Here is a 23,860-nt window from a genome sequence, read left to right as displayed (position 1 = left end):
CGATGAACTGGCGAGCGAGTTGGCTGCTGATCTGCTGGCTGCCCCTGGCGGGCCAGGCGGCGCCGGTCGACCCGGGCAAGGACCCGGTGCCCTCGGTGATGTGGGCCTTCTACCACAAGCAGATGCTCGGCGATGCGCCCTTTGTTTTCGATGACCGGGTCAAGCTGCTGGCGCCGCCCTTTGCCGAGGATGCGCGGCAGGTGCCGCTGGAAATCGACGCCCGGGCCTTCGCGGGGCAGGTGGTGAAGATCCTCGCCTGGGCCGAACTCAACCCATTGCCGAAGATTGTCGACTTCGAGCCCGGGCCCGGGGTGCGGCCCTGGTTGTCGATCCGGATCCGTATCGAACAGGCCACGCCTTTGCGGGCGGCGGTGCAGACCCGCGACGGCCTGTGGCACGTCGGTTCGACCCTGATCGACGCCGCCGGCGGCGGTTGTACCGCGCCCAGTGTGGTGCGCACCCAGCCCGGCTGGGAGGAACACATCGGCGAAGTCCTGGGCGGGCGCTACCCGCGCGGCGACTCCAGCCGCCTGCGTTTGCAGGTGGCGCACCCGATGGACAACGGCATGGTCAGCGGCATCCCCGAGTTCTTCCTCAACCACGCCGAACTGCAGGACGCCCAGGGCCAGGTGCTGGCGCGCCTGGAGCTGTTTCCGGCGGTCAGCGAAAACCCCAACCTGGGGTTCGACCTCGAAGGCGCCGGGCAGACCCGCCTGCTGCTGCGTGACAACAGCGGCAATGAGTTCGAGGCCGCGATTCCCTGAGCCCATTGCCGGACCCCATTCGCTGAACAAGGGAGCGCGCCATGCGCTGGATACTGCTGTTGTGCCTGAGCCTGTGCCTGCCGGCGTGGGCCGAGCTGGACTATCAACTCAAGCCCCGGCAGATCGCCGAGGGCACCTGGCTGCTTGAGGGCAGCACCGACAACTTCGCCAAGGCCAATGGCGGCAATATCGTCAACACCGGGTTTATCGTCACCGACAGCGGGGTGGTGGTGATCGACAGCGGGCCTTCCCGGCGTTACGGCGAAGCCTTGCGCCGGGCGATCGCCGCGACCACCGACAAGCCGGTGATCCAGGTGCTGCTGACTCACCATCACCCGGACCATGTGCTGGGCAACCAGGCCTTCGCCGACGTGCCCATCGGCGCCCTGGCCGGCACCACCGACCTGCTGCGCCAGCAGGGCGATGCCATGGCCGAGAACATGTACCGCATGGTCGGCGACTGGATGCGCGGCACCGAGGTGGTGCTGCCGACCCAGGTGCTGGAGCCCGGCACCCTGAACATCGGCGGCCACCCGTTGCGCCTGCTGGGGTTGGGCGGGCACACCGGGGCGGACCTGGCGATCCTGGATGAAAAGACTGGGGTGCTGTTCGCCGGTGACCTGGTGTTTTACCAGCGCGCCCTGACCACCCCCAACAGCCCCGGGTTGGACGTGTGGCTCAAGGACCTGGACACCTTGCAGGGCCTGCCCTGGAAGCTGATCGTCCCCGGTCACGGGCCGCTGGCCAGCGACGCCGCGCCCTTTGCCCAGATGCGCGATTACCTGGGCTGGCTCGACCAACTGATGCGCGACGGCGCGGCCCAGGGCGATGACATGGCCGAGATGATCCGCCGCCCCATCCCCGAGCGTTTTGCCGGCATCAGCCTCAGCCGTTACGAGCTGATCCGCAGCGTCAGCCACCTGTACCCGCGTTATGAGCGGCAACGGTTGCGGCGTGTCGACACGCAGCCCTAAGCCCTAAGCGGCAAGCTACAAGCCGCTTGCCGCTCGAAACTTGCCGCTTGCCGCTGCTCCTCCCCTACGAAGGAACTAGAAAACTCCGTACTGCGGGTAATTGTTGGGAAGCGGGCCGAGACCAAGAATCTGCGCCAGACCGGGAAAATTTCCCGGGTACAACAAAAAACCGCAGAGGTAGCCGTCATGTCCCATCCCGCACGTCGCCCGTCCTTCGCCGTGAGCCTGTTGCTCAGCGCCATGCTGCTGTCCGGCACGGCGCTGGCTGGTGTCACCGATCAGGAGATCCTCCAGGACCCGCAGAACCCCGAGCAGATCGTCACCAACGGCCTTGGGGTCCAGGGTCAGCGCTACAGCCCGCTGGACACCCTCAACGTCGACAACGTCAAGGAGCTGCGGCCGGTCTGGGCGTTTTCGTTCGGCGGCGAGAAGCAGCGCGGCCAGCAGGCCCAGCCCTTGATCAAGGACGGGGTGATGTACATGACCGGTTCCTATTCGCGGGTGTTCGCCGTGGATGCGCGCACCGGCAAGAAGCTCTGGCAATACGACGCGCGCCTGCCGGATGACATCCGCCCCTGCTGCGACGTGATCAACCGGGGCGTGGCGCTGTATGGCGACCTGGTGTTCTTCGGCACCCTGGACGCCAAGCTGGTGGCCCTGAACAAAGACACCGGCAAGGTGGTGTGGAGCAAGAAGGTCGCCGACCACAAGGAAGGCTATTCCATCAGCGCCGCCCCGATCGTGATCAACGGCAAGCTGATCACCGGGGTCGCCGGTGGCGAGTTCGGCGTGGTCGGCAAGATCGAAGCCTACGACCCGAAAAACGGCGACCTGCTGTGGACCCGGCCCACGATCGAGGGCCATATGGGCTACGTCTACAAGGACGGCAAGGCGGTGGAGAACGGCATCTCCGGTGGCGAGGCCGGCAAGACCTGGCCCGGCGACCTGTGGAAGACCGGCGGTGCGGCGCCGTGGCTGGGGGGCTACTACGACCCGGAAACCAACCTGCTGCTGTTCGGCACTGGTAACCCGGCACCCTGGAACTCCCACCTGCGCCCTGGCGACAACCTCTACTCATCGTCGCGCCTGGCCCTGAACCCGGACGACGGCAGCATCAAATGGCACTTCCAGAGCACGCCCCACGACGGTTGGGACTATGACGGCGTCAACGAGCTGATCTCCTTCAACTACAAGGAAGGCGGCAAGGACATCAAGGCTGCGGCCACCGCCGACCGCAACGGTTTCTTCTACGTGCTGGACCGCACCAACGGCAAGTTCATCCGCGGCTTCCCGTTTGTCGACAAGATCACCTGGGCCACCGGCCTGGATAAAAACGGCCGGCCGATCTACAACGAAGCCAGCCGTCCGGGCGCCCCGGGCAGCGAGGCCAAGGGCTCCTCGGTGTTCGTCGCGCCGGCTTTCCTCGGGGCCAAGAACTGGATGCCGATGGCCTACAACCGCGACACCGGGCTGTTCTACGTGCCGTCGAACGAGTGGGGCATGGACATCTGGAACGAAGGCATCGCCTACAAGAAGGGCGCGGCGTTCCTTGGTGCCGGCTTCACCATCAAGCCGCTGAACGAGGACTACATCGGCGTGCTGCGCGCCATCGACCCGGTCAGCGGCAAGGAAGTCTGGCGCCACAAGAACTACGCGCCCCTGTGGGGCGGCGTCCTGACCACCAAGGGCAACCTGGTCTTCACCGGCACCCCGGAAGGTTTCCTCCAGGCCTTCAACGCCAAGACCGGCGAGAAAGTCTGGGAGTTCCAGACCGGCTCCGGGGTCCTGGGCTCGCCCGTGACCTGGGAAATGGACGGCGAGCAATACGTCTCGGTGCTCTCCGGCTGGGGCGGCGCGGTGCCGCTGTGGGGCGGCGAAGTGGCCAAGCGCGTCAAGGACTTCAACCAGGGCGGCATGCTCTGGACCTTCAAGTTGCCCAAGGCTTTGGTGAAGCAGTAGTGAGCGGCAAGCGCCAAGCTGCAAGTTAAGAGCGTTCGGTGGAGCGCTTTGGATTTGCCGCAGGCGCAGCCGTAGTGAGCGGCAAGATGCAAGCCGCAAGCTGGCTGCGTTCTGCTCCACGCTTGCGGCTTGCAGCTCCACGCTTGCCGCTGGGCCGCAAGCGGCCCTACTACCAAATAACGAGAGTCCCCCTGCCAACGGCGCATTCGTCTGGGGCCCGGGGCTCTCTACCATCGGGGTATCGCCTGTTGACCGACAGGCTTCGACCCAAGCAGAGGCCCAGCATGATCTACGCACAACCCGGAACCCCAGGCGCTGTCGTTTCCTTCAAGCCGCGCTATGGCAATTTTATCGGCGGCGAGTTCGTGGCCCCGGTCAATGGCCAGTACTTCAGCAACACCTCGCCGGTCACTGGTGAAGTGATCGCCGAATTCCCTCGCTCCAGTGCCGAAGATGTGGAAAAGGCCCTGGACGCCGCCCACGCCGCCGCCGATGCGTGGGGCAAGACCTCGGCCCAGGACCGCTCCCTGGTGCTGCTGAAAATCGCCGACCGTATCGAGCAGAACCTGGAAATCCTGGCGATCACCGAAACCTGGGACAACGGCAAGGCCGTGCGCGAAACCCTGAATGCCGACGTGCCCCTGGCCGCCGACCATTTCCGCTATTTCGCCGGTTGCATCCGCGCCCAGGAAGGGTCGGCCGCGGAGATCAACGAACACACCGCCGCCTATCATTTTCACGAGCCCCTGGGCGTGGTCGGGCAGATCATCCCGTGGAACTTCCCGCTGCTGATGGCCGCCTGGAAACTCGCCCCGGCCCTGGCCGCCGGCAACTGCGTGGTGCTCAAGCCCGCCGAGCAGACGCCGCTGTCGATCATGGTGTTCGCCGAGCTGATTGCCGACCTGTTGCCGGCCGGGGTGCTGAACATCGTCCAGGGCTTTGGCCGCGAAGCAGGCGAGGCCCTGGCCACCAGCACGCGCATCGCCAAGATCGCCTTCACCGGCTCCACGCCAGTGGGCTCGCACATCATGAAATGCGCGGCCGAGAACATCATTCCGTCCACCGTGGAACTGGGTGGCAAGTCGCCGAACATCTTCTTCGCAGACATCATGCAGGCCGAGCCGCAGTTCATTGAAAAGGCCGCCGAAGGCCTGGTGCTGGCGTTCTTCAACCAGGGCGAAGTCTGCACCTGCCCGTCGCGGGCGCTGGTCCAGGAGTCGATCTACGAACCCTTCATGGCTGAAGTCATGAAGAAGATCGTCAAGATCAAACGCGGCAACCCGCTGGACACCGAGACCATGGTCGGTGCCCAGGCGTCGCAGCAGCAGTACGAGAAGATTCTCTCGTACCTGAAAATCGCCCAGGAGGAGGGCGCCGAGCTGCTCACCGGCGGCGCCGCCGAGCACCTGGAGGGCGACCTCGCCAGCGGTTATTACATCCAGCCGACCCTGCTCAAGGGCCACAACAAAATGCGCGTGTTCCAGGAAGAAATCTTCGGCCCGGTGGTGGGCGTGACCACCTTCAAGGACGAAGCCGAAGCCCTGGCGATTGCCAACGACAGCGAGTTCGGCCTGGGTGCCGGGCTCTGGACCCGCGACATCAACCGCGCCTACCGCATGGGCCGGGCGATCAAGGCCGGTCGCGTGTGGACCAACTGCTACCACCTGTACCCGGCCCACGCCGCGTTCGGTGGCTACAAGAAGTCCGGCGTGGGTCGGGAGAACCACAAAATGATGCTCGACCACTACCAGCAGACCAAAAACCTGCTGGTGAGCTACGACATCAATCCCCTGGGCTTTTTCTAAGGGCAGGGTCGTAGCGTAATGCCAGTCAGTTAAGGGCAAGCACTGTCATGGTGGCGAGGGAGCTTGCTCCCGCTGGGCAGCGGAGCGGCCCCAAGCCTGCCACTCCGGTCTATCAGGCACACCGCGCGCTCAGGTGTCGCGGTCGCTGCGCAACCGAGCGCGAGCAAGCTCCCTCGCCACACAGCCTCCAGTGTCGCTGCGGTGTTCTAGAGGGTGCCCAGGGGGCATTGATGGCGCGCGGTTTCCAGCTGGGCTTCGAAGTCATCGATGCGGGCGTGCAACTGTTGCAGGGCGTCGATCTGCTGCGCCAGCTCGCGCTTTTTGCTGGCCAGGGCTTCCCGCGCCAGCTCCCACGGAAAGTCCGGGCCGCTGTGCCGGGCCAGCAACCCTTGCAGTTCCTTGAGCTTGAAACCCAGTTGCTGGGCGCATTTGATAAAGATCAGCAGGTCGACGCTCTGCTGGTCATAGAGGCGGTAGTTGCCCTGGCGCTGCGCCGGCGGCAACAGGCCGATGCTCTCGTAGTGGCGAATGGTCTTGACCGTGGTCGCCGACAGCTGCGCGGCTTTGCCGATAAACATGCACATTCCCTTTTCCAATGCCGCCGACAGCGTGTAAGCGTCGGCGCATTATCCGAGAGAATCAGCGGCTGGCAAGCGCCGCCGCCTGGTCCAGCCAGCCCTGTTGCCGCGCCGGGCTGGAGCCGAGGATCGGGCCGAAGGTCAGGGTCTTCAGTGGCCGGATACCGCAGAACGCCAGGGTGGTCTTGCGCACCTGATGCAGCCCGGGCATGTGGTAGACCCACTGGTAGTACCAGGGCGGGGTGTCCATGGTCACCAGCAGGTCGGCGGTGCGGCCGTGCAGCAGTTTTTCGGGGAAGGCCTTGCCCGGGCGGTATTTGAAGGCGAAGCCGGGCAGGAACACCCGGTCGAAGAAGCCCTTGAGCAGGGCCGGAATCCCGCCCCACCAGATCGGATAAACCAGGGTCAGGTGTTCGGCCCAGGTGATGTCGGCCTGGGCCTGCACCAGGTCGGCCTCCAGGGGCTGGATCTGCTGATAGCCCTCGTGCAGCACCGGGTCGAAGTCCAGTGTGCCGAGGCGCAGTTGTCGCACTTCGTGCCCGGCCTGCTGCGCCGCCTGCACGTAGCGCTCGGTCAATGCGCCGCAGAAACTGGCGCTTGAAGGGTGGCCCAGAATCACCAGTATGCGTTTGCCCATTGCCGCCTTCCTTGAACACCAAATCGTTAGCTTAAAGCCGGCCCCTGGGGGGAGAGTCAAGCCGGGACCAGGGCCTCCAGCAGGGCGCGGGCATAGGCCGGCAGGGCGCCCAAATCACGGGCACAGAGCAGCAGTTTGCGCTGGGCCCAGGGCTCACGCAGCGGACGCACCTGTAGCGCCAGCCCCGGTGCGCAACGCACCAGCGCCGCCTGCGGCACCACCGCCAGCCCGGCACCGTGGGCCACCATGCGCAGCACGGCATCGAAACCATCGGCCCGGATCCGTATCTGCATCCGTCGCCCGGCGTGCAGCGCCTGTTCTTCGAGGTACACCGCCAGGGCGCTGTGGGCCGTGAGGCCGACGTAATCGTGATGCAGGGTGTCGACGAAGCGCGGGTCCGGGTGGCTGGCCAACGGATGCTGGGCCGGCAGCACCAGCAGCAGCGGGTCATCGCGAAAGGCCCGGGTGTCCAGGCCCTGGGTGTCCACCGCGTCGGAGACGATCCCCAGGTCGGCCGCGCCCTGGCGCAGGGCGTGGGTGATGCGTTGGCTGGGCAGTTCCTGCAGGTCGATGTCGAGGTTGGGGTGTTGGCAGAGAAAATCCGCCAGCAGCTCCGGCAGGTATTCGGTGATCGCCGTGGTGTTGCACAGCAGGCGCACCTGGCCCTTGGCGCCCTGGGCGTACTCGGCCAGTTCCTGGCGCAGGTGCTCGGCCTGTTGCAACAGGAGGCGGGCGTGCTGCGCCAGGGCGTTGCCGGCGGCAGTCGGGGTCACGCCGCGCCGGCCACGTTGCAGGAATTCGATCCCCAGGGAGGCTTCCATGGCCCGGATACGTGCACTGGCGGCGGCCAGGGACAAATGGCTGCGCAGGGCGCCCGCGGTGATATTGCCGGCCTCGATAATATTCAGGTACAGCCGTAAATCGACTAAATCAAACTGCACAGTCACCTCCCTCATTGCCGCCTGAAAAACCCTAGCCTCTTGCTGGGAAAGAGGCTGGCTCAGTATATGGCAGATTTTCAGCGACCTGCCCAAGGCCCAGGATAGGGCCATGAATACTCTTCTCGCGTTTTATCAGAACCTTGGCCCGGCCCTGTCACTGCTGGTGATCGGCACCTTTTTACTGGCTGGAATGATCAAGGGTGTGATCGGCCTCGGGCTGCCGACCATCGCCATGGGCCTGCTGGGTATGGCTATGGCGCCCACGCAGGCAGCCGCTCTGCTGATTATCCCGGCGACCCTGACCAACCTCTGGCAACTGGCCTTTGGCGGGCATCTGCGCGGCTTGCTGGAGCGGTTGTGGCCGCTGTTGCTGATGATCGTGCTCGGCACCGGGGCCGGCACCCTGTGGCTGGGGATCGACGGCGGGGGCGGGGTGGTGCGGGCATTGGGCGCGGCCTTGCTGCTGTACGCCCTGAGCGGCCTGTTGCTGCCCACGCTGCAGGTGAGCCCGCGCCATGAGCGCTGGCTGGGGCCGCTGTGTGGCCTGGTGACCGGGATCATCACTGCGGCCACCGGGGTCTTTGTGATTCCGGCGGTGCCTTACCTGCAAGCCCTGGGGCTGAACAAGGATCAACTGGTCCAGGCCCTGGGCCTGTCGTTCACGGTCTCGACCCTGGCCCTGGCCGCCGGGCTGTCATGGCGCGGCGCCCTGGGCGCTGGCGAGTTGAGCGCATCGCTGCTGGCCCTGGCGCCGGCGCTGCTGGGGATGTTGTTCGGCCAATGGCTGCGCCAGCGCATCAGTGCCCGGTTGTTCAAGCGGGTGTTCTTTATCGGCCTTGGGGTGCTGGGGGCGCATCTGCTGATCAGTGGCTAGGGACGCGCCAGGCCTTCACCCAGGCCAGCACGGCGGTAATGACGGCGGTCGTCCAGCATTTTCGGACACATCCTAAAGCTCATCAGAAGCACTTCGAATAGGGTGCTCGACGATGAAAAAGGAGGGCCGCGATGGCCGATACCGTTCGATGACGACCACTGGCCACAACAGCCGCCTCCCTATGCCGGGAGGCCAGTAAGTCATGCCCCGAGAGTCGTTACCGACCCTGGCGTTGTATGCCCTGGTATCGCTGGCGGTGTGCCTGGCGTTCTATCTGACCTCAAGAAGCATTTCAGGCGTTCGCCGCACGCCGCGCAGGTTCTGGTGCTTTTTTGTGCTGCTGGTGCTGTGGGGCGCAGGTCAGCTGAGTGTGGCTCGTTACGGTTGCAGTGTTTTACAGCCCCCGTCCAAGGGCTTGGCGGAACGCGACTGCATGATTCGCTGGGTGGCTTTTGTCAGCGCCGTGCTGCAGATGTTTTGTCTGCCGAGTTCGGCCAATCCAGAACCGTGGTTTTCCCGCAAAGCCACACCTCGCCAATCAATCTTGACCCGCTTGCTGCGCCGGCGCGATCAGCCATTCGCCGAAGATCGGCTCAGCATGTCGATCCGCCGAATCTCGAAATCCCGCTCCAGGTAGTCCATGCGCTGTTCGAAAAAGCGTTTCATGTGCGGCAGGCTGGAATGCACGTTCAGGTGCGCCTGGGATTGCCAGATCTCATAGAAGATAAACAGCGTCGGGTCCTGCTGGTCGCGCAGCATGTGGTACTCGATGCAGCCCGGCTCGGCGCGGCTGGGTTCGACGTAGGCGCGAAACAGCGCTTCGAAGGCCTCGGCTCGTTCGGGGCGGGTTTTGGCATGGAGGATAAAACCGTGTTGCTCGGACATGGGGCGCTCTCGCTGAGTAGGATTTGAAAATCCTATAACAACAATCGCCTGCTGATTCGTGCGTATGGGTCAAATGTATTTTGTCCGACCCAGGCTTATTCCTGCGCCTGGGCATCGATACCCTGCCGCCATCGTTTTTAATCTCTTCAACCCGGCGTCCCGCAGCGCGGCAACGGGTTGTTCCCGATGAGGCTGGATCATGAAAAAAGTACTGTTGCTCAACGGCGGCAAAAAGTTCGCCCACTCCGATGGCCGCTACAACACCACCCTGCATGACACCGCCCTGGCGGTGCTCGACCGTGGCGGCATGGACGTCAAGGTGACCCACATCGACGCGGGTTATGACATTCAGGAAGAAGTGGCGAAGTTCCTCTGGGCCGACGTGATCATTTACCAGATGCCGGGCTGGTGGATGGGCGCGCCGTGGATCGTCAAGAAGTACATCGACGAAGTGTTCACCGAAGGCCACGGCAGCCTGTACGCCAGCGATGGCCGGACCCGGTCCGACGCCTCGCAGAAGTACGGCAGCGGCGGCCTGTTGCAGGGCAAGCAGTACATGCTGTCGCTGACCTGGAACGCGCCGCAGCAGGCGTTCGATGACCCCAGCGACTTCTTCGAAGCCAAGGGCGTGGATGCGGTGTACTTCCCGTTCCACAAGGCCAACGAGTTCCTGGGCATGAGCGGCTTGCCGACCTTTCTCTGTGTCGACGTGATGAAGCGCCCGGCCATCGAGGCCGACATCAAGCGCTACGAAGAGCACCTGCAGTCTGTGTTCAATCTCCCGGCGTAAATCCGACTACTATTGACGGCCTTGAACGCGCCTGTGCGCTTTCGTCGCGGGGGCCCATGCTCCCTCGCCGCGCCGTCAATTGTTGCCAGAGAGGGTTCACGTGAAAGCCAGATCCGACGAATTGCAGATTTTTGTCTGCGTCATCGAATGCGGTTCGATTTCCGCCGCAGCCGAGCAGATCGGGCAGACACCCTCGGCGGTCAGTCGCACCTTGTCGCGGCTCGAGGCCAAGCTCGACACCACCCTGATCAACCGCACCACCCGGCGCATGGACCTGACGGAGGAGGGCAAGTATTTCTTCGAACAGTCCAAGCTGATCCTCGACCAGATGGACGAGCTTGAAGAACGCCTCAGCTCACGCCAGCAGACCCCCTCCGGGCGCTTGCGGATCAACGCCGCATCGCCCTTCATGCTGCACGCCATCGTTCCCTATGTGGCCGAGTTCCGCAGCCTGTACCCGGATATCCAGCTGGAACTCAACAGCAATGACCTGATCATCGACCTGCTGGAACAGAGCACCGACATCGCCATCCGTATCGGCGTGCTGGCCGACTCGACCCTGCACGCGCGTTCCCTGGGCTGCAGCCCGCTGCATATCCTCGCCAGCCCGGCCTACCTGGAACGCCACGGCACGCCGCAGAGCGTGGCGCAACTGAGCGAGCACACGCTGCTGGGTTTTACCCAGACCGAGACCCTCAACCACTGGCCGCTGCGCCACGTGCACGGCGACCGCTGGCAGATCGAGCCGGGCATCAGCGCCTCCAGCGGTGAAACCCTGCGCCACCTGGCGCTGGAGGGGCAGGGCATTGCCTGCCTGTCGCACTTCATGACCATCGACGACATCAACGCCGGGCGCCTCAAGGTGCTGCTGGCCGAGGCCAACAGCGGCTATCGCCAGCCGATCAATGCCGTGTACTACCGCAACTCGCAGTTGGCGCTGCGTATCCAGTGTTTCCTCGACTTTATCCAGGGCAAGCTGGCCGGCTATGCCAACCCGGTGTTCAAGGGCTGATTCGTGACTCCCACGCAAGATTGAATTGGGCCAGCCTGGCTGTTTCCGCATGGAGCAGGCCTCGATACTGGCTGCATCACTTTTCAACCCTGGGAGTTACTCCATGAACGTATTCGTTACCGGTGCGGCAGGTTTTATCGGCGGCTCGATTGCCACGGGTCTGGTCAAGGCCGGCCACCAGGTCACCGGCCTGGTGCGCAGCGCCGAACAGGCCGCAGAACTGAGCGCGCTGGGAATCACCCCAGTGCTCGGCACCCTGGACGACCAGGCCCTGCTCACCGAGCAGGCGCGCAAGGCCGATGCGGTGATCAACGCCGCCAGCAGCGATCACCGGGGCGCGGTGGAAACCCTGCTCGCGGCGCTCAAGGGCAGCCACAAAACCTTCCTCCACACCAGCGGTTCCAGCATCGTCGGCGACGCCTCGGGCGGGCACGCCAGCGACAGGCTGTACCTTGAGGACCAACTGCCGCAGCCCACGCCGGACAAGGCCCCGCGCGTTGCCATCGACAACCTGGTGCTGGCGGCGGCCGGGGACGGAGTGAACTCGGCGGTGATCTGCAACACCCTGATCTACGGCCACAGCCTGGGGGTCAGGCGCGACAGCGTGCAGTTGCCTCGGCTGCTGAAACAGGCACGCAACAGCGGCGTGGTGCGCCATGTCGGGCCGGGGCAGAACATCTGGTCCAATGTGCATATCGAAGACGTGGTGGCCCTGTACCTGCTAGCGCTGACCGGCAACACCCCGGGTACTTTCTACTTTGTCGAAAGCGCGGAAGCCTCCTTTGTCGAGATGACCACCGCCATCGCCCAGGCCCTGAACCTGGGGCAGCCGCAGGATTGGCCGCTGGCCGATGCCGAAGCCGAATGGGGCTATGAAATGGCCAACTATGGCCTGGGTTCCAACAGCCGGGTCCGGGGCAAACACGCTCGCGAACAGCTGGGTTGGGTGCCCAAGCGCACCTCGGTGGTGGAGTGGATCCGCAACGAAATGCTCTGATGTGCAGCCGCGAGCGCCAATGCCGGTAGCGTGTTTTTGGGTGAGGAATGACCGACCTCGCCACCGGTAAGCTGTTCACCCCGGGCTAATCGACCTCAGCCCGGGGTCGACTTTTGTGGTTGATCCGATTTGCCCCGATCACGAATTTGGGCAAAAGGTTCTGCCTGTTAAAAAACGATAAAAAGACAGACTTCATGCCCACGGCGCCGTGGGGTGGGCCTGATCGCAGGTCACCCATGGGCAGCGCCAGCTCGCCGCCGCTCAACCTGGCTGCGCCCCGTCCGCCGCCGCGCAGCCTATCCCGGCGCGGGGCGTGATGCTGCTCCCCGGCGCCGGCCAACTGGCCGAATCGCCCTCAATTCCGTAACATTCCCCGCCTTCTTCCCGCCACGCCCAGGCCCGGCACCGCCGGCCTGCATTTGTAGGTAAACCATGAAAGCCACACGTCTGCGGGCCGATGCCCTGGCCGGACTCACCACCGCGTTCGCCTTGCTCCCCGAATGCATCGCTTTTGCCCTGGTGGCCCACCTCAACCCGCTGATGGGCCTGTATGGCGCCTTTATCATCTGCACCCTGACCGCGTTGTTCGGCGGCCGGCCGGGCATGGTCTCGGGGGCTGCCGGCTCGATGGCGGTGGTGATCGTCGCGCTGGTGGTGCAGCACGGCGTGCAGTACCTGCTGGCCACGGTGCTGCTGGGCGGGCTGGTGATGATCGCCTTCGGCCTGTTGCGCCTGGGCAAGCTGGTGCGCATGGTGCCGCACCCGGTGATGCTGGGCTTCGTCAACGGCCTGGCGATCATCATTGCCATGGCCCAGTTGGAACACTTTAAAAGTGGCGAACACTGGCTCAGCGGCAACCCGCTGTATGTGATGAGCGCCCTGGTGCTGCTGACCATGGCCATCGTCTACCTGCTGCCGCGCCTGACCCGCGCAGTGCCGCCGGCCCTGGTGGCGATTCTCGGGGTGGGGGCGCTGGTGTACCTGTTGGGCCTGCCAACCCGGACCCTGGGCGACATGGCGCACATTGCCGGTGGCCTGCCGAGCCTGGCCTTGCCCCAGGTGCCGTGGACCCTGGAAACCCTGGGCATCATTGCCCCGTACGCGATCCTGATGGCCCTGGTCGGCCTGCTGGAAACCCTGTTGACCCTGAACCTGACCGATGAAATCACCGAGAGCCGGGGCTTTCCGGATCGCGAGTGCGTGGCCCTGGGCGCGGCCAATATCGCCTCCGGGATGTTCGGCGGCATGGGCGGCTGCGCGATGATCGGGCAGACCGTGATCAACCTCAGTTCCGGTGGCCGTGGCCGGCTTTCGGGAGTGGTGGCGGGGGTGATGATCCTGCTGTTTGTGCTGTTTCTGTCGCCGCTGATCGAGCGCATCCCGCTGGCGGCGCTGGTGGGGGTGATGTTCGTGGTGTCGCAGCAGACCTTCGCCTGGGCCTCGCTGCGGGTGATCAACAAGGTACCGCTCAATGATGTGCTGGTGATTATCGCGGTCACCACCATCACCGTGTTTACCGACCTGGCCACCGCCGTGCTGTGCGGGATCGTGATTGCGGCGCTCAACTTCGCCTGGCAACAGGCCCGCGAGCTGTATGCCGACAGCCATCTGGAGGCCGACGGCAGCAAGCATTACCACCTGCACGGCACCCTGTTCTTCGCCTCGACCGCGCCGTTTCTCAACCAGTTCGACCCGGCCAACGATCCGCCGCACGTGACAATCGACTGCCGCCACCTGAGCTTTGTCGACTACTCGGCCATCGCCGCCCTGATGACCCTGCGCGAACGCTACGCCAAGGCCGGCAAACACCTGCGGGTGCTGCACCTGTCGGAACGCTGCAAAAAACTCCTCAAACGCGCCCGCGTGCAACACGACTGACGTAGCCGCTGCGCCCGAACCAGGCACCCAATTCCCCCAGGACATGACGTCGTCCCTGAGGGCCTGCGCAGCCTGGCGGCAGCGGCTACGGGTTTGACGGGGTTACGCGGGCCCGCATCCGCACACAGCCACTGACTCCAGCAACGATTGCAAAAGGCCGCTATGAAAGGCGGCATTTTGCTGGCCCCCGACGCTGCGCTTCGTTGCCAAACTTGCTGTCTTTTCAGAAGCTTAGGTGTTGGCTAAATGCGGACTTTGGTATTGCCCCTGGCACTGTTGGTCCTGGCGGGTGGCGCCTTTGAGGTGCAGGCCCGGGAGTTGAGCAAGCGTGAGCGTTTTGCCTGCAGTTGGGGTTCGGGCATCGCCGCCGGGGCCCAGCAGTCGAAGCTGTCCGGGGTGTCGCTGTATGGCGCGCGCAAGCAGTTGCAGGTGCGCAAATTCCCCCAGCCGTGGATGCGCATGTCGGCCATGGGCATCACCGAGCAAACCTACAACAGCCAGTCGCGGCTCAAGCCGGCCGCGGTCAAGCAGACCTATTACGAACAGTGCACGCAGCATGATTTCGCCCGCCGCTAGGGCCTGAAACCGTCTCCCCGAGCCCCTTGCCTGCGGCCCCGCTGCAACGCTGCGCGCCGGGGCACGGCGTCCCGCAATGGGATGAAAATACGCCTGCCGATTTTCATAACCGACGCCGGCGCATGTCGTTTCGCGACAAAGCGTATCTCTTCACGAAAGTTAGTTTCATATGGTTTGAAAGCTACTCCTCGAAATGCTTTAAGAGTTTCACAACCATTCGACGTGACCCTGTCTTTCGAGGAGTAACGCATGACACCTGCATCGGGATACTGGCTGCTGGGCTATGCCGCCATGGCCATCATTGCGCTGATCGTTCTGATCGCGCGCTATCGAATCAACCCATTTATCGTCATCACCCTGGTCTCGGTGGGCCTGGCGCTGCTCGCCGGGATGCCGCCGTCGGGGGTGATCACCGCCTACGAGGCCGGGGTCGGCAAGACCCTGGGGCATATCGCGCTGGTGGTGGCCCTGGGCACCATGCTCGGCAAAATGATGGCCGAGTCCGGCGGTGCCGATCAGGTGGCGCGAACCCTGATCGACCGCTTCGGCGAACGCAACGCGCACTGGGCCATGGTCTGCATCGCCTTCCTGGTGGGCCTGCCGTTGTTTTTCGAAGTCGGGTTCGTGTTGTTGGTGCCGATTGCCTTTACCGTCGCGCGCCGGGTCGGGGTCTCGATCCTGATGGTGGGCCTGCCGATGGTCGCCGGGCTTTCGGTGGTGCATGCCCTGGTTCCGCCGCACCCGGGGGCGATGCTGGCGGTGCTGGCGTATCAGGCATCGGTGGGGCAGACCTTGCTTTACGCGATTCTGATCGGGGTGCCGACCGCGATCATCGCCGGGCCGCTGTACGCCAAGTTCATCGTGCCGAGCATCCAGCTGCCGGCGGACAACCCGCTGGAGCGCCAATTCACCGAGCGCGAACCCCGCGAGCGCCTGCCCAGCACCACGCTGACCCTGTGCACGATTCTGCTGCCGGTGGTGCTGATGCTGATCGGCGGCTGGGCCAACCAGTTGTCCACCCCGGGCACCGGCTTCAACCAGTTCCTGCAATTTATCGGCAACTCGGTGATTGCCCTGTTGCTGGCGACCCTGGTGAGCTTCTGGACCCTGGGCATCGCCCAGGGCATGAGCCGCGCCTCGATTCTCAAGTTCACCAACGAATGCCTGGCGCCCACGGCCAGCATCACCCTGCTGGTGGGCGCTGGCGGCGGCCTGAACCGGATTTTGATCGACGCCGGCGTCACCGAGCAGATCGTCGGCCTGGCCCACGAATTCCAGCTGTCGCCGTTGTGGATGGGCTGGCTGTTCGCGGCGCTGATGCGGATTGCCACCGGCTCCGCCACCGTGGCCCTGACCACCGCCTCGGGGGTGGTGGCGCCGGTGGCGATTGGCCTCGGCTACCCGCACCCGGAACTGCTGGTGATCGCCACCGGCGCGGGTTCGGTGATCTTTTCCCACGTCAACGACGGCGGCTTCTGGCTGATCAAGGAATACTTCAATATGACCGTGGTCCAGACCTTCAAGACCTGGACGGTGCTGGAGACGCTGATTTCGGTGATCGCCTTCGGCTTGACCCTCGGGCTTTCGGAGCTGCTGTAGATGGACATCCTTTATCAGATTCGCGCCCGCCAGGACTCCTTCAGCGCCGGCGAAGGACGCATCGCCCGGTTGATGCTGGACGACGTCGGGTTCGCCGCGTCCGCCAGCCTCGACGAACTGGCGCAGCGCGCCGAGGTCAGCACCGCGACCCTCTCGCGCTTTGCCCGCAGCGTGGGCTGCCGCGACCTGCGTGACCTGCGCCTGCAACTGGCCCAGGCCAGCGGCGTCGGCAGCCGCTTTCTCGACCCCGCCGGCGCGCCGGAGTCATCGGGTTTTTACCGGCAGATCCTCGGCGATATCGAAACCACCCTGCATCAGCACCTGGCCGGTTTCGACGAGGCACGTTTCACCGATGCCGTGCGCCTGCTGGGCAAGGCGCGGATGATCCACGTCTTCGGCCTGGGCGGCTGGTCGGCCCAGTGCAGCGACGAATTGCAGGTGCGCCTGGTGCGCTTTGGCTATCCCATCGTGGCCTGCCATGACGCGGTCATGATGCGGGTCACCGCTGCGGTACTCGACGAAGAGCACCTGGTGCTGGCCTGCTCCCTGACCGGCCGCACCCCGGAGATCCTCGACGCCGTGGCCCTGGCGCGCAACTACGGGGCCAAGGTCATCGCCATCACCCGCAGCGCTTCGCCGCTGGCGCAGTTGGCGGACGTGCTGTTGCCGCTGCAAAGCGCCGAAACCTCATTCATCTACAAACCGACCGCCGCGCGCTACGGCATGCTGCTGGCCATCGACGTGCTGGCCACCGAAGTGGCGCTGGTGCTGCCCGAGGAGAACCAGGAGCGCCTGCGCCGGATCAAACTGGCCCTGGACGACTACCGCGGCGGCGACGACCACCTGCCGCTGGGAGACTGACATGCACTACGACACACTGATCCGCAACGCCCTGATCATCGACGGCAGCAACCGTCCCGGCTACCTGGCCGACGTGGCCCTGAGCGAAGGCCGCATCCAGCGCATAGGCGAGCTGCAGGGCGCGCAAGCCAAAGAGCAGATCGACGCCGCCGGGCGCGTGCTGGCGCCGGGTTTTATCGACGTGCACACCCATGACGACACGGTGGTGATCCGCCAGCCGCAGATGCTGCCCAAACTCAGCCAGGGCGTGACCACGGTGATTGTCGGCAACTGTGGCATCAGTGCCTCACCGGTCAGCCTGCGCAGCGATCCGCCGGACCCGATGAACCTGCTGGGGGCGCGCGGGGCCTTTGTCTATCCGCGTTTCAGCGATTACCGGGCGGCGGTGGACGCGGCGGTTCCGGCGGTGAATGTGGCGGCGCTGGTGGGGCACACGGCGCTGCGCAGCAACCATCTGGATGACCTGCAACGCACCGCCAGCCTCGCGGAAATTGCCGCCATGCGCGAGCAACTGCGCGACAGCCTGGCGAGCGGCGCCCTCGGCCTGTCCACCGGCCTGGCCTACGCCAGCGCGTTTTGCGCCGAGACCGATGAGGTGCAGCAACTGGCCGAAGAACTTGGCACCTGTGGCGCGTTGTACACCACCCATTTGCGCAGCGAATTCGCCCCAGTGCTGGAGGCCATGGACGAAGCCTTTCAGATCGGCCGTCACGCCCGGGCGCCGGTGATCATTTCCCACCTCAAATGCGCCGGCGCCGGGAATTGGGGGCGCAGCCCGCAGCTGTTGGCGTCCCTGGAGCGGGCGGCATTGAGCCAGTCGGTGGCCTGTGATTGCTATCCCTATGCCGCCAGCTCCTCGACCCTGGACCTCAAGCAAGTCACCGATGCCCATCGCATCACCATCACCTGGTCGACCCCGCACCCGGAAATGGGCGGCCGCGACCTGCTGGACATCGCCGCCGAATGGGCGTGCCCGCTGCTCGACGCCGCGCGCCGCCTGCAACCGGCCGGGGCGGTGTACTACGGCATGGACGAGGCCGATGTGCAGCGCATCCTGGCCCACCCGCTGTCGATGATCGGCTCCGACGGCCTGCCGGAAGACCCGTTCCCGCACCCGCGCTTGTGGGGCGCTTTCCCCCGGGTGCTCGGGCATTTCAGTCGCGACCTGGGCTTGTTCCCGCTGCACACCGCGGTGCACAAAATGACCGGGTTATCGGCGGCGCGTTTTGGCCTGGAGCAGCGCGGCGAGATCCGCGAAGGTCACTGGGCCGATCTGGTGCTGTTCGACCCGGCCCGGGTGCGCGACGTCGCCGATTTCAAAGACCCGCAACGGGCGGCCGAGGGCATCGACGAGGTCTGGGTCAATGGTGTGCGCAGCTATGCCGCGGGCCAGGCCAATGGTCAGCGGGCTGGGCGTTTTTTGCCGCGCAAAGGGTGCTAGTGCCGGCCTGAAGGGGGACGATGGCTGTGGCGGTACTCGCCGGGGGGCATGCCGCTGCGACTTTTGAAGGTGCGGTGGAATGAGCGCTGATCGGAGAAGCCCAGGTAGTGGGCGATGTCCTGGATCGGCAGATCGCTGTGCAGCAGGTAGTGCTCGGCCAGTTCCTGGCGCAGGTCATCGAGGATCTGCTGGTAGGAAGTGCCAGCCTGTTGCAGTTGGCGCTGCAGGGTGCGCACCGACATCGCCAGTTGTTCGGCCACCTGCTCCTTGCGCGGCAAGCCCTGCTTGAGCAACTGGCGCAGGGCGTTTTTGACTTGCAGCGCCAGGGAGGCATCTTCCAGTGACGCCATCAGGCCCAGGGCATGCTCTTCCAGGGTGCGCAGCAACTGCGGGTCGGCCTGGCGCAGGGGCAGTTGCAGGTAGTCAACGGGCGCCAGCAGGGCCGAGCAGCCTTGCTCGAACAGCACCGGGCAGCCAAAGAAGCTTTCGTACTGTTCGCGCCGGGCTTTGTCCGGCAGCGGGTGCTCGAACCACACGGCGCTGGGCGAGAGTGGGGTGTCGGCGATCCAGCGTGCATACAGCAGCCAGGAGGCCAGCACATCCTCCACCATGTGTCGGCGGGTTTCGGCGCGCTGGTGGCGGCAACTCCAGATCAGCCGCACCTGACCATCGACCACTTCGGCGCGGCTGACCCCCATGTCGCCCACCAGTTTTTCAAAGGGCATGATGCGATTCATCGCCTCGCCCAGGGTCGCGCAGTTCATGGTGATGTAGCCCAGCACGCTCCACGAGTTGGGCAAGACGAACCGCGCCGAATGCAGGCCGAACAGGGGGTCGCCGGAGTGGGCGCAGAAGTAGTCGAGCAGGCGTTCGTGAACCTCCACCGGCAGGCGCAGGCTGTTATCGCGCAACTGCCCGGCCTCCAGGCCGGCCGCGGCCAATGCCGGGGCGGTTGGCAGGCCCAATTGTTCGGCATGGCGCAGGTATTTGAGCAGCGGCGGGACCGAGGTGTAGCCAAGGGTCATGGCGAGGCGTCCTGGCGGCGAGTCCTTCACGTGGCGAGCTGCAAGGTAATTTGAAACCCACGGCAAAGTAAATGGCCATCCCCGACCTCCAACCCTGTGGCCGCTGCCGAAGGCTCGGGTCGCGTTCGGACGTCGGTTCGGAAGGACTGTGTGTTAGAGCCGCGATAAGTTCGACTGGCTAATGCGGTTTTTCTCTTTGATTTGTAGGGCTTTTCCGAGAGAATCGGCCGGTTACATTTCAGCGGTTTCACTGTCTTGCGCCTTCTGAATGTCCGGGTCTAGTCTTCGCCCGTCGCTGCCCATTCAGCGACCGGGTCTGCAAGCCCGAACAAGCAAGAAGCGCTCAGCGTCCACGGTGAATCACTGAGTTTTCAGTTCGATTTATGGTGGCTACGTGTGGGAGACCTTCGGGTCTGCCGGGCTTGCTTCTTCTTCCCGGTCTTGCAGACCTGCACGTAGCCGCCACCCATCATCTGCAAGTGATGCTGGCGGCCTTCATCCAAGAAGGAGCTGTGTGCCATGAACAAGATCGTTCCCGATCCACCTTTCCCGTCACCCAGTCGTGAGCTGATCAGCGCACTGGAAGTGCCCAATAAAACCCTGCTCCAGGCTCTGCAAAGCAGCGATGCCACGCCGCCGTTGCATCACACCTTGAGTGTCACGGGGGCCACGACCTTTGGTTGCCGCGACGGTGAAGGACGGCCGCTGTTCGCCGTACGCCAGGGCGTGAACGCCGAAGAAGCGCTGCTGCATGTCTCGCTGTTGCTCAAGTGTGCCGAGGAAACCGCCGATGAGATCACCAGCGCCAGCGGTATCGAGCGCGGTCTGATCTGGTCGATGATCCATTCCGTGGAAATGGCCAGGGCCGTGGTCGATGCCTTGCTCGACGGTGTGCCGCGCCCAGTGAGTTGAGGCCTGTGTAGCTGCTGCCGCTAGGCTGCGCTGGCCCGGAAGGGCGCCGTGGAGTGGCAGGTGTAGGTCGGTTGTTCTGGCAGTCCAGCGTCCGAACGCGGCCTACAGTTCGCCCTTGCAGCGAGGGCTGCAGGGGCGATGGGGGGAGGGTCAGACGCGGAAGTGGCTGACCATCATTTGCAGTTGGTTGCCCAGGCGTGCCAGTTCGACGCTGGAAGCGGCGGTTTCGTCGCTGGCGGCGGCGGTCTGTTCGGATACGTCGCGCACGTTGATGATGCTGCGGCTGATCTCTTCGGCCACGGCGCTCTGCTGTTCGGCAGCGGCGGCGATCTGCTGGTTCATCGACTGGATGTTGGACACCGTGCGGGTGATGTTTTCCAGGGATACACCGGCCTTGCGGGTCAGTTCGACGCTGCTGTCGGTCAGGCTGCGGCTGTTGTTCATCACGTTGGCCACTTGCTGGGTACCGTTCTGCAGGCCGGCCACCAGGGCTTCGATTTCCTCGGTGGATTTTTGCGTGCGTTGCGCCAGGGCCCGCACTTCGTCGGCGACCACGGCAAAACCACGGCCGGCTTCACCGGCGCGCGCGGCTTCGATGGCGGCGTTGAGGGCCAGCAGGTTGGTCTGTTCGGCCACGGCCTTGATCACGTCCATGACGCTGCCGATCTTGTCGCTTTCCTGTTGCAGCACGCTCATGGCGTCGGTGGAGCGCACCACTTCGCTGGCCAGGCGTTCGATCTGGGTGATGGCTTCGGCCACCACTTTGTCGCCCTGGCGGGCTTCGCCGTCGGCGGCGGCTGCGGCCAGGGAAGCCTGTTCGGCGTTGCGTGCGACTTCCTGCACGGTGGCGGTCATTTCATGCATGGCGGTCGCGACCTGGTCGGTCTCGATCTTCTGGCTGTTGACCCCGGCGCTGGTTTCTTCGGTCACGGCCGACAGCTCTTCGGCGGCGCTGGCGATCTGGGTCACGCCGTCACGGATGCCGCTGATCAGTTCGCGCAGGGTCACGCCCATGCGGGCAATGCCTTGTTGCAGCACGCCGAGTTCGTCGCGGCGGGTAACGCGCACGTCCTGGGTCAGGTCGCCGGAGGCGATGCGTTCCACCACGGCCAGGGTTTCGCGCAGCGGGCGGGTGATCTGGCGGGTGATGATCACCGCGGCCAGGACCCCGACCAGCAGGGCGAGCAGGGTGCTGATCAGCTGCAGGCTGCGGGCCTGTGCGCTTTCGGCATCGCGACGGTCGAGCTGGATCTGGTACAGCTCGTCGCTGCGGGCAACGATATCGGTGCCTTGATCGGTCATTTCCTTGCGTGCTTGAACCGCGTCGCTGAACGCCGCCTTGAACGCTTGCAGCGAGGTGCGATAGGCACTCAGCGCGGCTTCCAGCTGGCGCAGGGCGTCCTGCTGGGTGCTGCTGAAGTGGGTGTTGAGCTGGGCCAGTTCGCCGATGGCGTTGTTGAGCTGGGCCACGGCTTTCTGTTCGGTTTCCGGATTGCTGTTGGCGGTGTAGCCGCGCACTTCATAGCGCGCCAGCATAAAGGCTTCCTTGGCCTTGGTGATGGCCTGGAACTGCTCGAAGCGCTCGTCGCTCAACGGCATTTGCTGCACCCGGGTGTTGATCGCGTTGATCAGGCCGTTGGCGGTTTCGGCGTTGTTGCCCATGGCCTCGCGCGCGGTGTTGCCGGTGCGGTAGGCGCTGCGCATTTTGTTCAGCGAAGCCTGGTAGGCGCTGATGGTCGCGCTCTGTTCCTTGAGCAGCTTGAGGTTGTCCGGGCTCTTGAAGCTGTTGAGCAGTTTCTGCTGCTGGGCGACGAAGGCATCGAGGGTGGCCTGCACGCTCTGCGCGGCGGTTTCGTCGCCATTGGTCAGCATGTATTGCAGGCGCGACACCCGCAGCTTGGTCAGGCCGGCATTGAGCTGGGTGATGTCGCTCATCCAGTTACTGCGGTCGATCAGGCTGCCCAGACTGGTCCAGCCGGTCAGGGCGAGGATGGTGGTCAGGGCCAGGACCAGGCCAAACCCCAGGCCGAGCTTAAGGTTGACACTGATGTTGGCAAACCAGCTATTCATTCAATTCCTCCAGGAACGTTGCGCTTCTTTATCGTTAGGTAGCCGGAAGATTGTTGTTTTTGGTGGCCAGCAAGGTGTGTTCGTAGGGGGATATCGGCGGCAAATGCGATTGCTAAAACGTTTTTGTCGGGATTAGCGCAATAGGCGGATGGTCGGGGTTGTCTGGGGGGGATCAGGCCGGGTTGAGACTTTTTTCACATCCATTTCACTGCCGGCCTACGCCGGGCTGCTTAGAGTCTTGGCGTCACTCGGTGCTTGCCCGCCGGTTGACGACGCCGTTGCGCGTTCAATTGTCATCCGGGCCAGGTAGCGTCTGCGCTGGCTGCTGGTAGTCCCGGTCATTGTCAGAGAGGCGGCTTGCACGTGGAATCAAGACTCGGTTTTGCCCTGACCCGACGAGTGCCGGACCTCGGCCGCCTGGCGCGTTTCAAAAACGCCGCGGTGGTGTTGCTGGCGGCGCTGCTGGTGCTGCCGCTGACCCTGTGGCTGCTCAAACCGATGGCGGTGCCGGACCTGGCCCATGGCAATGGGGCGGGGCTCAAGGCGCTGAATGCGGGCTGGGCCAGGGGCCAGATGATCGTGCTGGTACGCCATGTGGAGCGTTGTGACCAGTCCAGGGCTGCATGCCTGGGGCCGGCCGACGGCATTACCGATCGCTCCCGTGATGTGGCGGTCGGGGTCGGGGCGCAGTTCGAACACCTGGGCTTGGACCGTGCCGATATCTATCACAGCCCGTTGACCCGTGCGGTGCAGACGGCGGGTTATATGTTCAGCGCCGCCGGCAACGGCGAGGACTGGTTGTTCAACTGCAAGAACTCCATGTTGCGCGATGCCCTGGCGCACAAGGTGCCGGGGCGCAATCTGATTCTGGTGACCCACAGCGAATGCATGGCGCAGTTGGAGAAAGACCTGAAGCTGCCGGTTTCTAGCTTTGGTTATGGCGCCTCGCTGTTTGTCTCCAGCGCGAGCCTGGAGGCCGCGCCGAAGATGCTCGGCTTTATTGAAGCCAGCGACTGGCGTTCGTTGGGGCTGGACCGCCGCTGAACCGGGGCGGGCTTTCAAGCGGGCTCAGCGCGAGAAAAAAAACGGCACCCCGATCGGGGTACTGCCATTCAGTTAAGGGCAAGCACTGTCATGGTGGCGAGGGAGCTTGCTCCCGCTGGGGCGCGCAGCGGCCCAAAAAAGGGCACTGTTACGCCCTGGAGCCCCGGCCGGCCCCACGGGAGCAAGCTCCCTCGCCACAGGTTATGTTTCGTTCGTTCTAGCGCTTAGCTGATCGGCA

21 protein-coding genes and 1 pseudogene are annotated in these 23,860 nt (G+C 64.5%); 15 read left to right on the top strand and 7 right to left on the bottom strand.

Annotated features, from left to right (window positions below; translation table 11 throughout):
• The first annotated feature begins 2 nt into the window (after positions 1-2).
• From CF161_RS27975 to CF161_RS27960, 4 genes are all read left to right on the top strand, one after another.
• On the top strand, positions 3-764 hold the full coding sequence (locus CF161_RS27975) for a quinoprotein dehydrogenase-associated SoxYZ-like carrier (RefSeq protein WP_020299997.1): 762 nt from the start codon (positions 3-5) through the stop codon (positions 762-764).
• A gap of 41 nt (positions 765-805) precedes the next feature.
• The gene (locus CF161_RS27970) at positions 806-1,738 is read left to right on the top strand and encodes a quinoprotein relay system zinc metallohydrolase 1 (RefSeq protein ID WP_020299996.1); all 933 of its coding nucleotides are present in this window, start codon (positions 806-808) and stop codon (positions 1,736-1,738) included.
• A 186-nt stretch (positions 1,739-1,924) separates the two neighbouring features.
• Entirely contained in the window at positions 1,925-3,697 is a 1,773-nt protein-coding gene (locus tag CF161_RS27965) for a PQQ-dependent methanol/ethanol family dehydrogenase (protein ID WP_020299995.1), read from the top strand.
• Between the two features lie 284 nt (positions 3,698-3,981).
• On the top strand, positions 3,982-5,502 hold the full coding sequence (locus CF161_RS27960; protein WP_020299994.1) for an aldehyde dehydrogenase family protein: 1,521 nt from the start codon (positions 3,982-3,984) through the stop codon (positions 5,500-5,502).
• A gap of 206 nt (positions 5,503-5,708) precedes the next feature.
• Here the strand turns inward: CF161_RS27960 and CF161_RS27955 are convergent, their stop codons facing one another.
• From CF161_RS27955 to CF161_RS27945, 3 genes are all read right to left on the bottom strand, one after another.
• A complete protein-coding gene (locus tag CF161_RS27955; protein WP_043230645.1) occupies positions 5,709-6,080 on the bottom strand; it encodes a MerR family transcriptional regulator in 372 nt (123 codons plus the stop codon).
• Positions 6,081-6,141: 61 nt separating this feature from the next.
• Entirely contained in the window at positions 6,142-6,717 is a 576-nt protein-coding gene (locus tag CF161_RS27950) for an NAD(P)H-dependent oxidoreductase (RefSeq protein WP_020299992.1), read from the bottom strand.
• 56 nt (positions 6,718-6,773) lie between these two features.
• Positions 6,774-7,658 (bottom strand): LysR substrate-binding domain-containing protein, encoded by an 885-nt coding sequence (locus tag CF161_RS27945; protein WP_020299991.1) that lies wholly within the window; start codon positions 7,656-7,658, stop codon positions 6,774-6,776.
• A gap of 109 nt (positions 7,659-7,767) precedes the next feature.
• On the opposite strand from CF161_RS27945, the gene CF161_RS27940 reads away from it, so the two are divergent.
• Positions 7,768-8,532 (top strand): sulfite exporter TauE/SafE family protein, encoded by a 765-nt coding sequence (locus CF161_RS27940; protein ID WP_020299990.1) that lies wholly within the window; start codon positions 7,768-7,770, stop codon positions 8,530-8,532.
• 570 nt (positions 8,533-9,102) lie between these two features.
• Here CF161_RS27940 and CF161_RS27935 read toward each other — a convergent pair.
• Positions 9,103-9,417 carry a putative quinol monooxygenase gene (locus tag CF161_RS27935; RefSeq protein ID WP_020299989.1) on the bottom strand — a complete coding sequence of 105 codons (315 nt, stop codon included), beginning with the start codon at positions 9,415-9,417 and terminating at the stop codon, positions 9,103-9,105.
• A gap of 199 nt (positions 9,418-9,616) precedes the next feature.
• Between CF161_RS27935 and CF161_RS27930 the strand changes: the two genes are divergently transcribed.
• The 8 genes from CF161_RS27930 to CF161_RS27890 all read left to right on the top strand — a co-directional run bounded on the left by CF161_RS27930 (position 9,617) and on the right by CF161_RS27890 (position 18,571).
• Positions 9,617-10,207: an NAD(P)H-dependent oxidoreductase gene (locus tag CF161_RS27930; RefSeq protein WP_020299988.1), complete on the top strand. Its 591-nt coding sequence runs from the start codon at positions 9,617-9,619 to the stop codon at positions 10,205-10,207.
• A gap of 100 nt (positions 10,208-10,307) precedes the next feature.
• Positions 10,308-11,219, top strand: coding sequence for a LysR family transcriptional regulator (locus CF161_RS27925; RefSeq protein WP_020299987.1), 912 nt, complete (start codon positions 10,308-10,310; stop codon positions 11,217-11,219).
• A gap of 103 nt (positions 11,220-11,322) precedes the next feature.
• Positions 11,323-12,216 (top strand): NAD-dependent epimerase/dehydratase family protein, encoded by an 894-nt coding sequence (locus tag CF161_RS27920; RefSeq protein ID WP_020299986.1) that lies wholly within the window; start codon positions 11,323-11,325, stop codon positions 12,214-12,216.
• A 432-nt stretch (positions 12,217-12,648) separates the two neighbouring features.
• On the top strand, positions 12,649-14,094 hold the full coding sequence (locus CF161_RS27910; RefSeq protein WP_020299985.1) for a SulP family inorganic anion transporter: 1,446 nt from the start codon (positions 12,649-12,651) through the stop codon (positions 14,092-14,094).
• A gap of 246 nt (positions 14,095-14,340) precedes the next feature.
• Positions 14,341-14,670 carry a hypothetical protein gene (locus CF161_RS27905; protein ID WP_043230583.1) on the top strand — a complete coding sequence of 110 codons (330 nt, stop codon included), beginning with the start codon at positions 14,341-14,343 and terminating at the stop codon, positions 14,668-14,670.
• Positions 14,671-14,919: 249 nt separating this feature from the next.
• A complete protein-coding gene (locus CF161_RS27900; RefSeq protein WP_020299984.1) occupies positions 14,920-16,269 on the top strand; it encodes a gluconate:H+ symporter in 1,350 nt (449 codons plus the stop codon).
• Positions 16,270-17,130: a MurR/RpiR family transcriptional regulator gene (locus CF161_RS27895; protein ID WP_020299983.1), complete on the top strand. Its 861-nt coding sequence runs from the start codon at positions 16,270-16,272 to the stop codon at positions 17,128-17,130. It begins immediately after the preceding gene.
• A gap of 1 nt (position 17,131) precedes the next feature.
• Positions 17,132-18,571 carry an amidohydrolase family protein gene (locus tag CF161_RS27890; protein ID WP_020299982.1) on the top strand — a complete coding sequence of 480 codons (1,440 nt, stop codon included), beginning with the start codon at positions 17,132-17,134 and terminating at the stop codon, positions 18,569-18,571.
• Here the strand turns inward: CF161_RS27890 and CF161_RS27885 are convergent.
• Positions 18,568-19,596: an AraC family transcriptional regulator gene (locus CF161_RS27885; RefSeq protein WP_020299981.1), complete on the bottom strand. Its 1,029-nt coding sequence runs from the start codon at positions 19,594-19,596 to the stop codon at positions 18,568-18,570. The two genes, CF161_RS27890 and CF161_RS27885, sit on opposite strands and share 4 nt — an antisense overlap.
• A gap of 519 nt (positions 19,597-20,115) precedes the next feature.
• On the opposite strand from CF161_RS27885, the gene CF161_RS27880 reads away from it, so the two are divergent.
• Complete coding sequence (locus tag CF161_RS27880) at positions 20,116-20,508, top strand: DUF3077 domain-containing protein (RefSeq protein WP_020299979.1); 393 nt, start codon at positions 20,116-20,118, stop codon at positions 20,506-20,508.
• Positions 20,509-20,658: 150 nt separating this feature from the next.
• Here CF161_RS27880 and CF161_RS33815 read toward each other — a convergent pair whose 3' ends face one another.
• Both CF161_RS33815 and CF161_RS33810 read right to left on the bottom strand, forming a co-directional pair.
• Positions 20,659-21,363 carry a methyl-accepting chemotaxis protein gene (locus CF161_RS33815; RefSeq protein WP_371106558.1) on the bottom strand — a complete coding sequence of 235 codons (705 nt, stop codon included), beginning with the start codon at positions 21,361-21,363 and terminating at the stop codon, positions 20,659-20,661.
• A 201-nt stretch (positions 21,364-21,564) separates the two neighbouring features.
• Positions 21,565-22,443: pseudogene (locus CF161_RS33810) on the bottom strand (methyl-accepting chemotaxis protein); the annotation flags it as partial.
• A gap of 498 nt (positions 22,444-22,941) precedes the next feature.
• Between CF161_RS33810 and CF161_RS27870 the strand changes: the two are divergent.
• The gene (locus CF161_RS27870; RefSeq protein WP_043230639.1) at positions 22,942-23,622 is read left to right on the top strand and encodes a histidine phosphatase family protein; all 681 of its coding nucleotides are present in this window, start codon (positions 22,942-22,944) and stop codon (positions 23,620-23,622) included.
• Positions 23,623-23,860: the final 238 nt, after the last annotated feature.

Origin of the sequence: Pseudomonas sp. CF161 (assembly GCF_000416215.1) — a bacterium.
Classification (GTDB): domain Bacteria; phylum Pseudomonadota; class Gammaproteobacteria; order Pseudomonadales; family Pseudomonadaceae; genus Aquipseudomonas.
Note: the sequence above shows the minus strand (reverse complement) of the source record. Positions and strands in the feature narration are given on the sequence as shown.

Excerpts from the sequence above, each read along its gene's own strand:
- CF161_RS27955 (WP_043230645.1), bottom strand. The coding sequence starts at position 6,080 with ATGTTTATCGGCAAAGCCGCGCAGCTGTCGGCGACCACGGTCAAGACC.
- CF161_RS27905 (WP_043230583.1), top strand. The coding sequence starts at position 14,341 with ATGCGGACTTTGGTATTGCCCCTGGCACTGTTGGTCCTGGCGGGTGGC.
- CF161_RS27910 (WP_020299985.1), top strand. The coding sequence starts at position 12,649 with ATGAAAGCCACACGTCTGCGGGCCGATGCCCTGGCCGGACTCACCACC.
- CF161_RS27890 (WP_020299982.1), top strand. The coding sequence starts at position 17,132 with ATGCACTACGACACACTGATCCGCAACGCCCTGATCATCGACGGCAGC.
- CF161_RS27965 (WP_020299995.1), top strand. The coding sequence starts at position 1,925 with ATGTCCCATCCCGCACGTCGCCCGTCCTTCGCCGTGAGCCTGTTGCTC.
- CF161_RS27900 (WP_020299984.1), top strand. The coding sequence starts at position 14,920 with ATGACACCTGCATCGGGATACTGGCTGCTGGGCTATGCCGCCATGGCC.
- CF161_RS27940 (WP_020299990.1), top strand. The coding sequence starts at position 7,768 with ATGAATACTCTTCTCGCGTTTTATCAGAACCTTGGCCCGGCCCTGTCA.
- CF161_RS33815 (WP_371106558.1), bottom strand. The coding sequence starts at position 21,363 with ATGACCGCCACCGTGCAGGAAGTCGCACGCAACGCCGAACAGGCTTCC.
- CF161_RS27885 (WP_020299981.1), bottom strand. The coding sequence starts at position 19,596 with ATGACCCTTGGCTACACCTCGGTCCCGCCGCTGCTCAAATACCTGCGC.
- CF161_RS27950 (WP_020299992.1), bottom strand. The coding sequence starts at position 6,717 with ATGGGCAAACGCATACTGGTGATTCTGGGCCACCCTTCAAGCGCCAGT.
- CF161_RS27970 (WP_020299996.1), top strand. The coding sequence starts at position 806 with ATGCGCTGGATACTGCTGTTGTGCCTGAGCCTGTGCCTGCCGGCGTGG.
- CF161_RS27960 (WP_020299994.1), top strand. The coding sequence starts at position 3,982 with ATGATCTACGCACAACCCGGAACCCCAGGCGCTGTCGTTTCCTTCAAG.
- CF161_RS27920 (WP_020299986.1), top strand. The coding sequence starts at position 11,323 with ATGAACGTATTCGTTACCGGTGCGGCAGGTTTTATCGGCGGCTCGATT.
- CF161_RS27935 (WP_020299989.1), bottom strand. The coding sequence starts at position 9,417 with ATGTCCGAGCAACACGGTTTTATCCTCCATGCCAAAACCCGCCCCGAA.
- CF161_RS27930 (WP_020299988.1), top strand. The coding sequence starts at position 9,617 with ATGAAAAAAGTACTGTTGCTCAACGGCGGCAAAAAGTTCGCCCACTCC.
- CF161_RS27975 (WP_020299997.1), top strand. The coding sequence starts at position 3 with ATGAACTGGCGAGCGAGTTGGCTGCTGATCTGCTGGCTGCCCCTGGCG.
- CF161_RS27880 (WP_020299979.1), top strand. The coding sequence starts at position 20,116 with ATGAACAAGATCGTTCCCGATCCACCTTTCCCGTCACCCAGTCGTGAG.
- CF161_RS27895 (WP_020299983.1), top strand. The coding sequence starts at position 16,270 with ATGGACATCCTTTATCAGATTCGCGCCCGCCAGGACTCCTTCAGCGCC.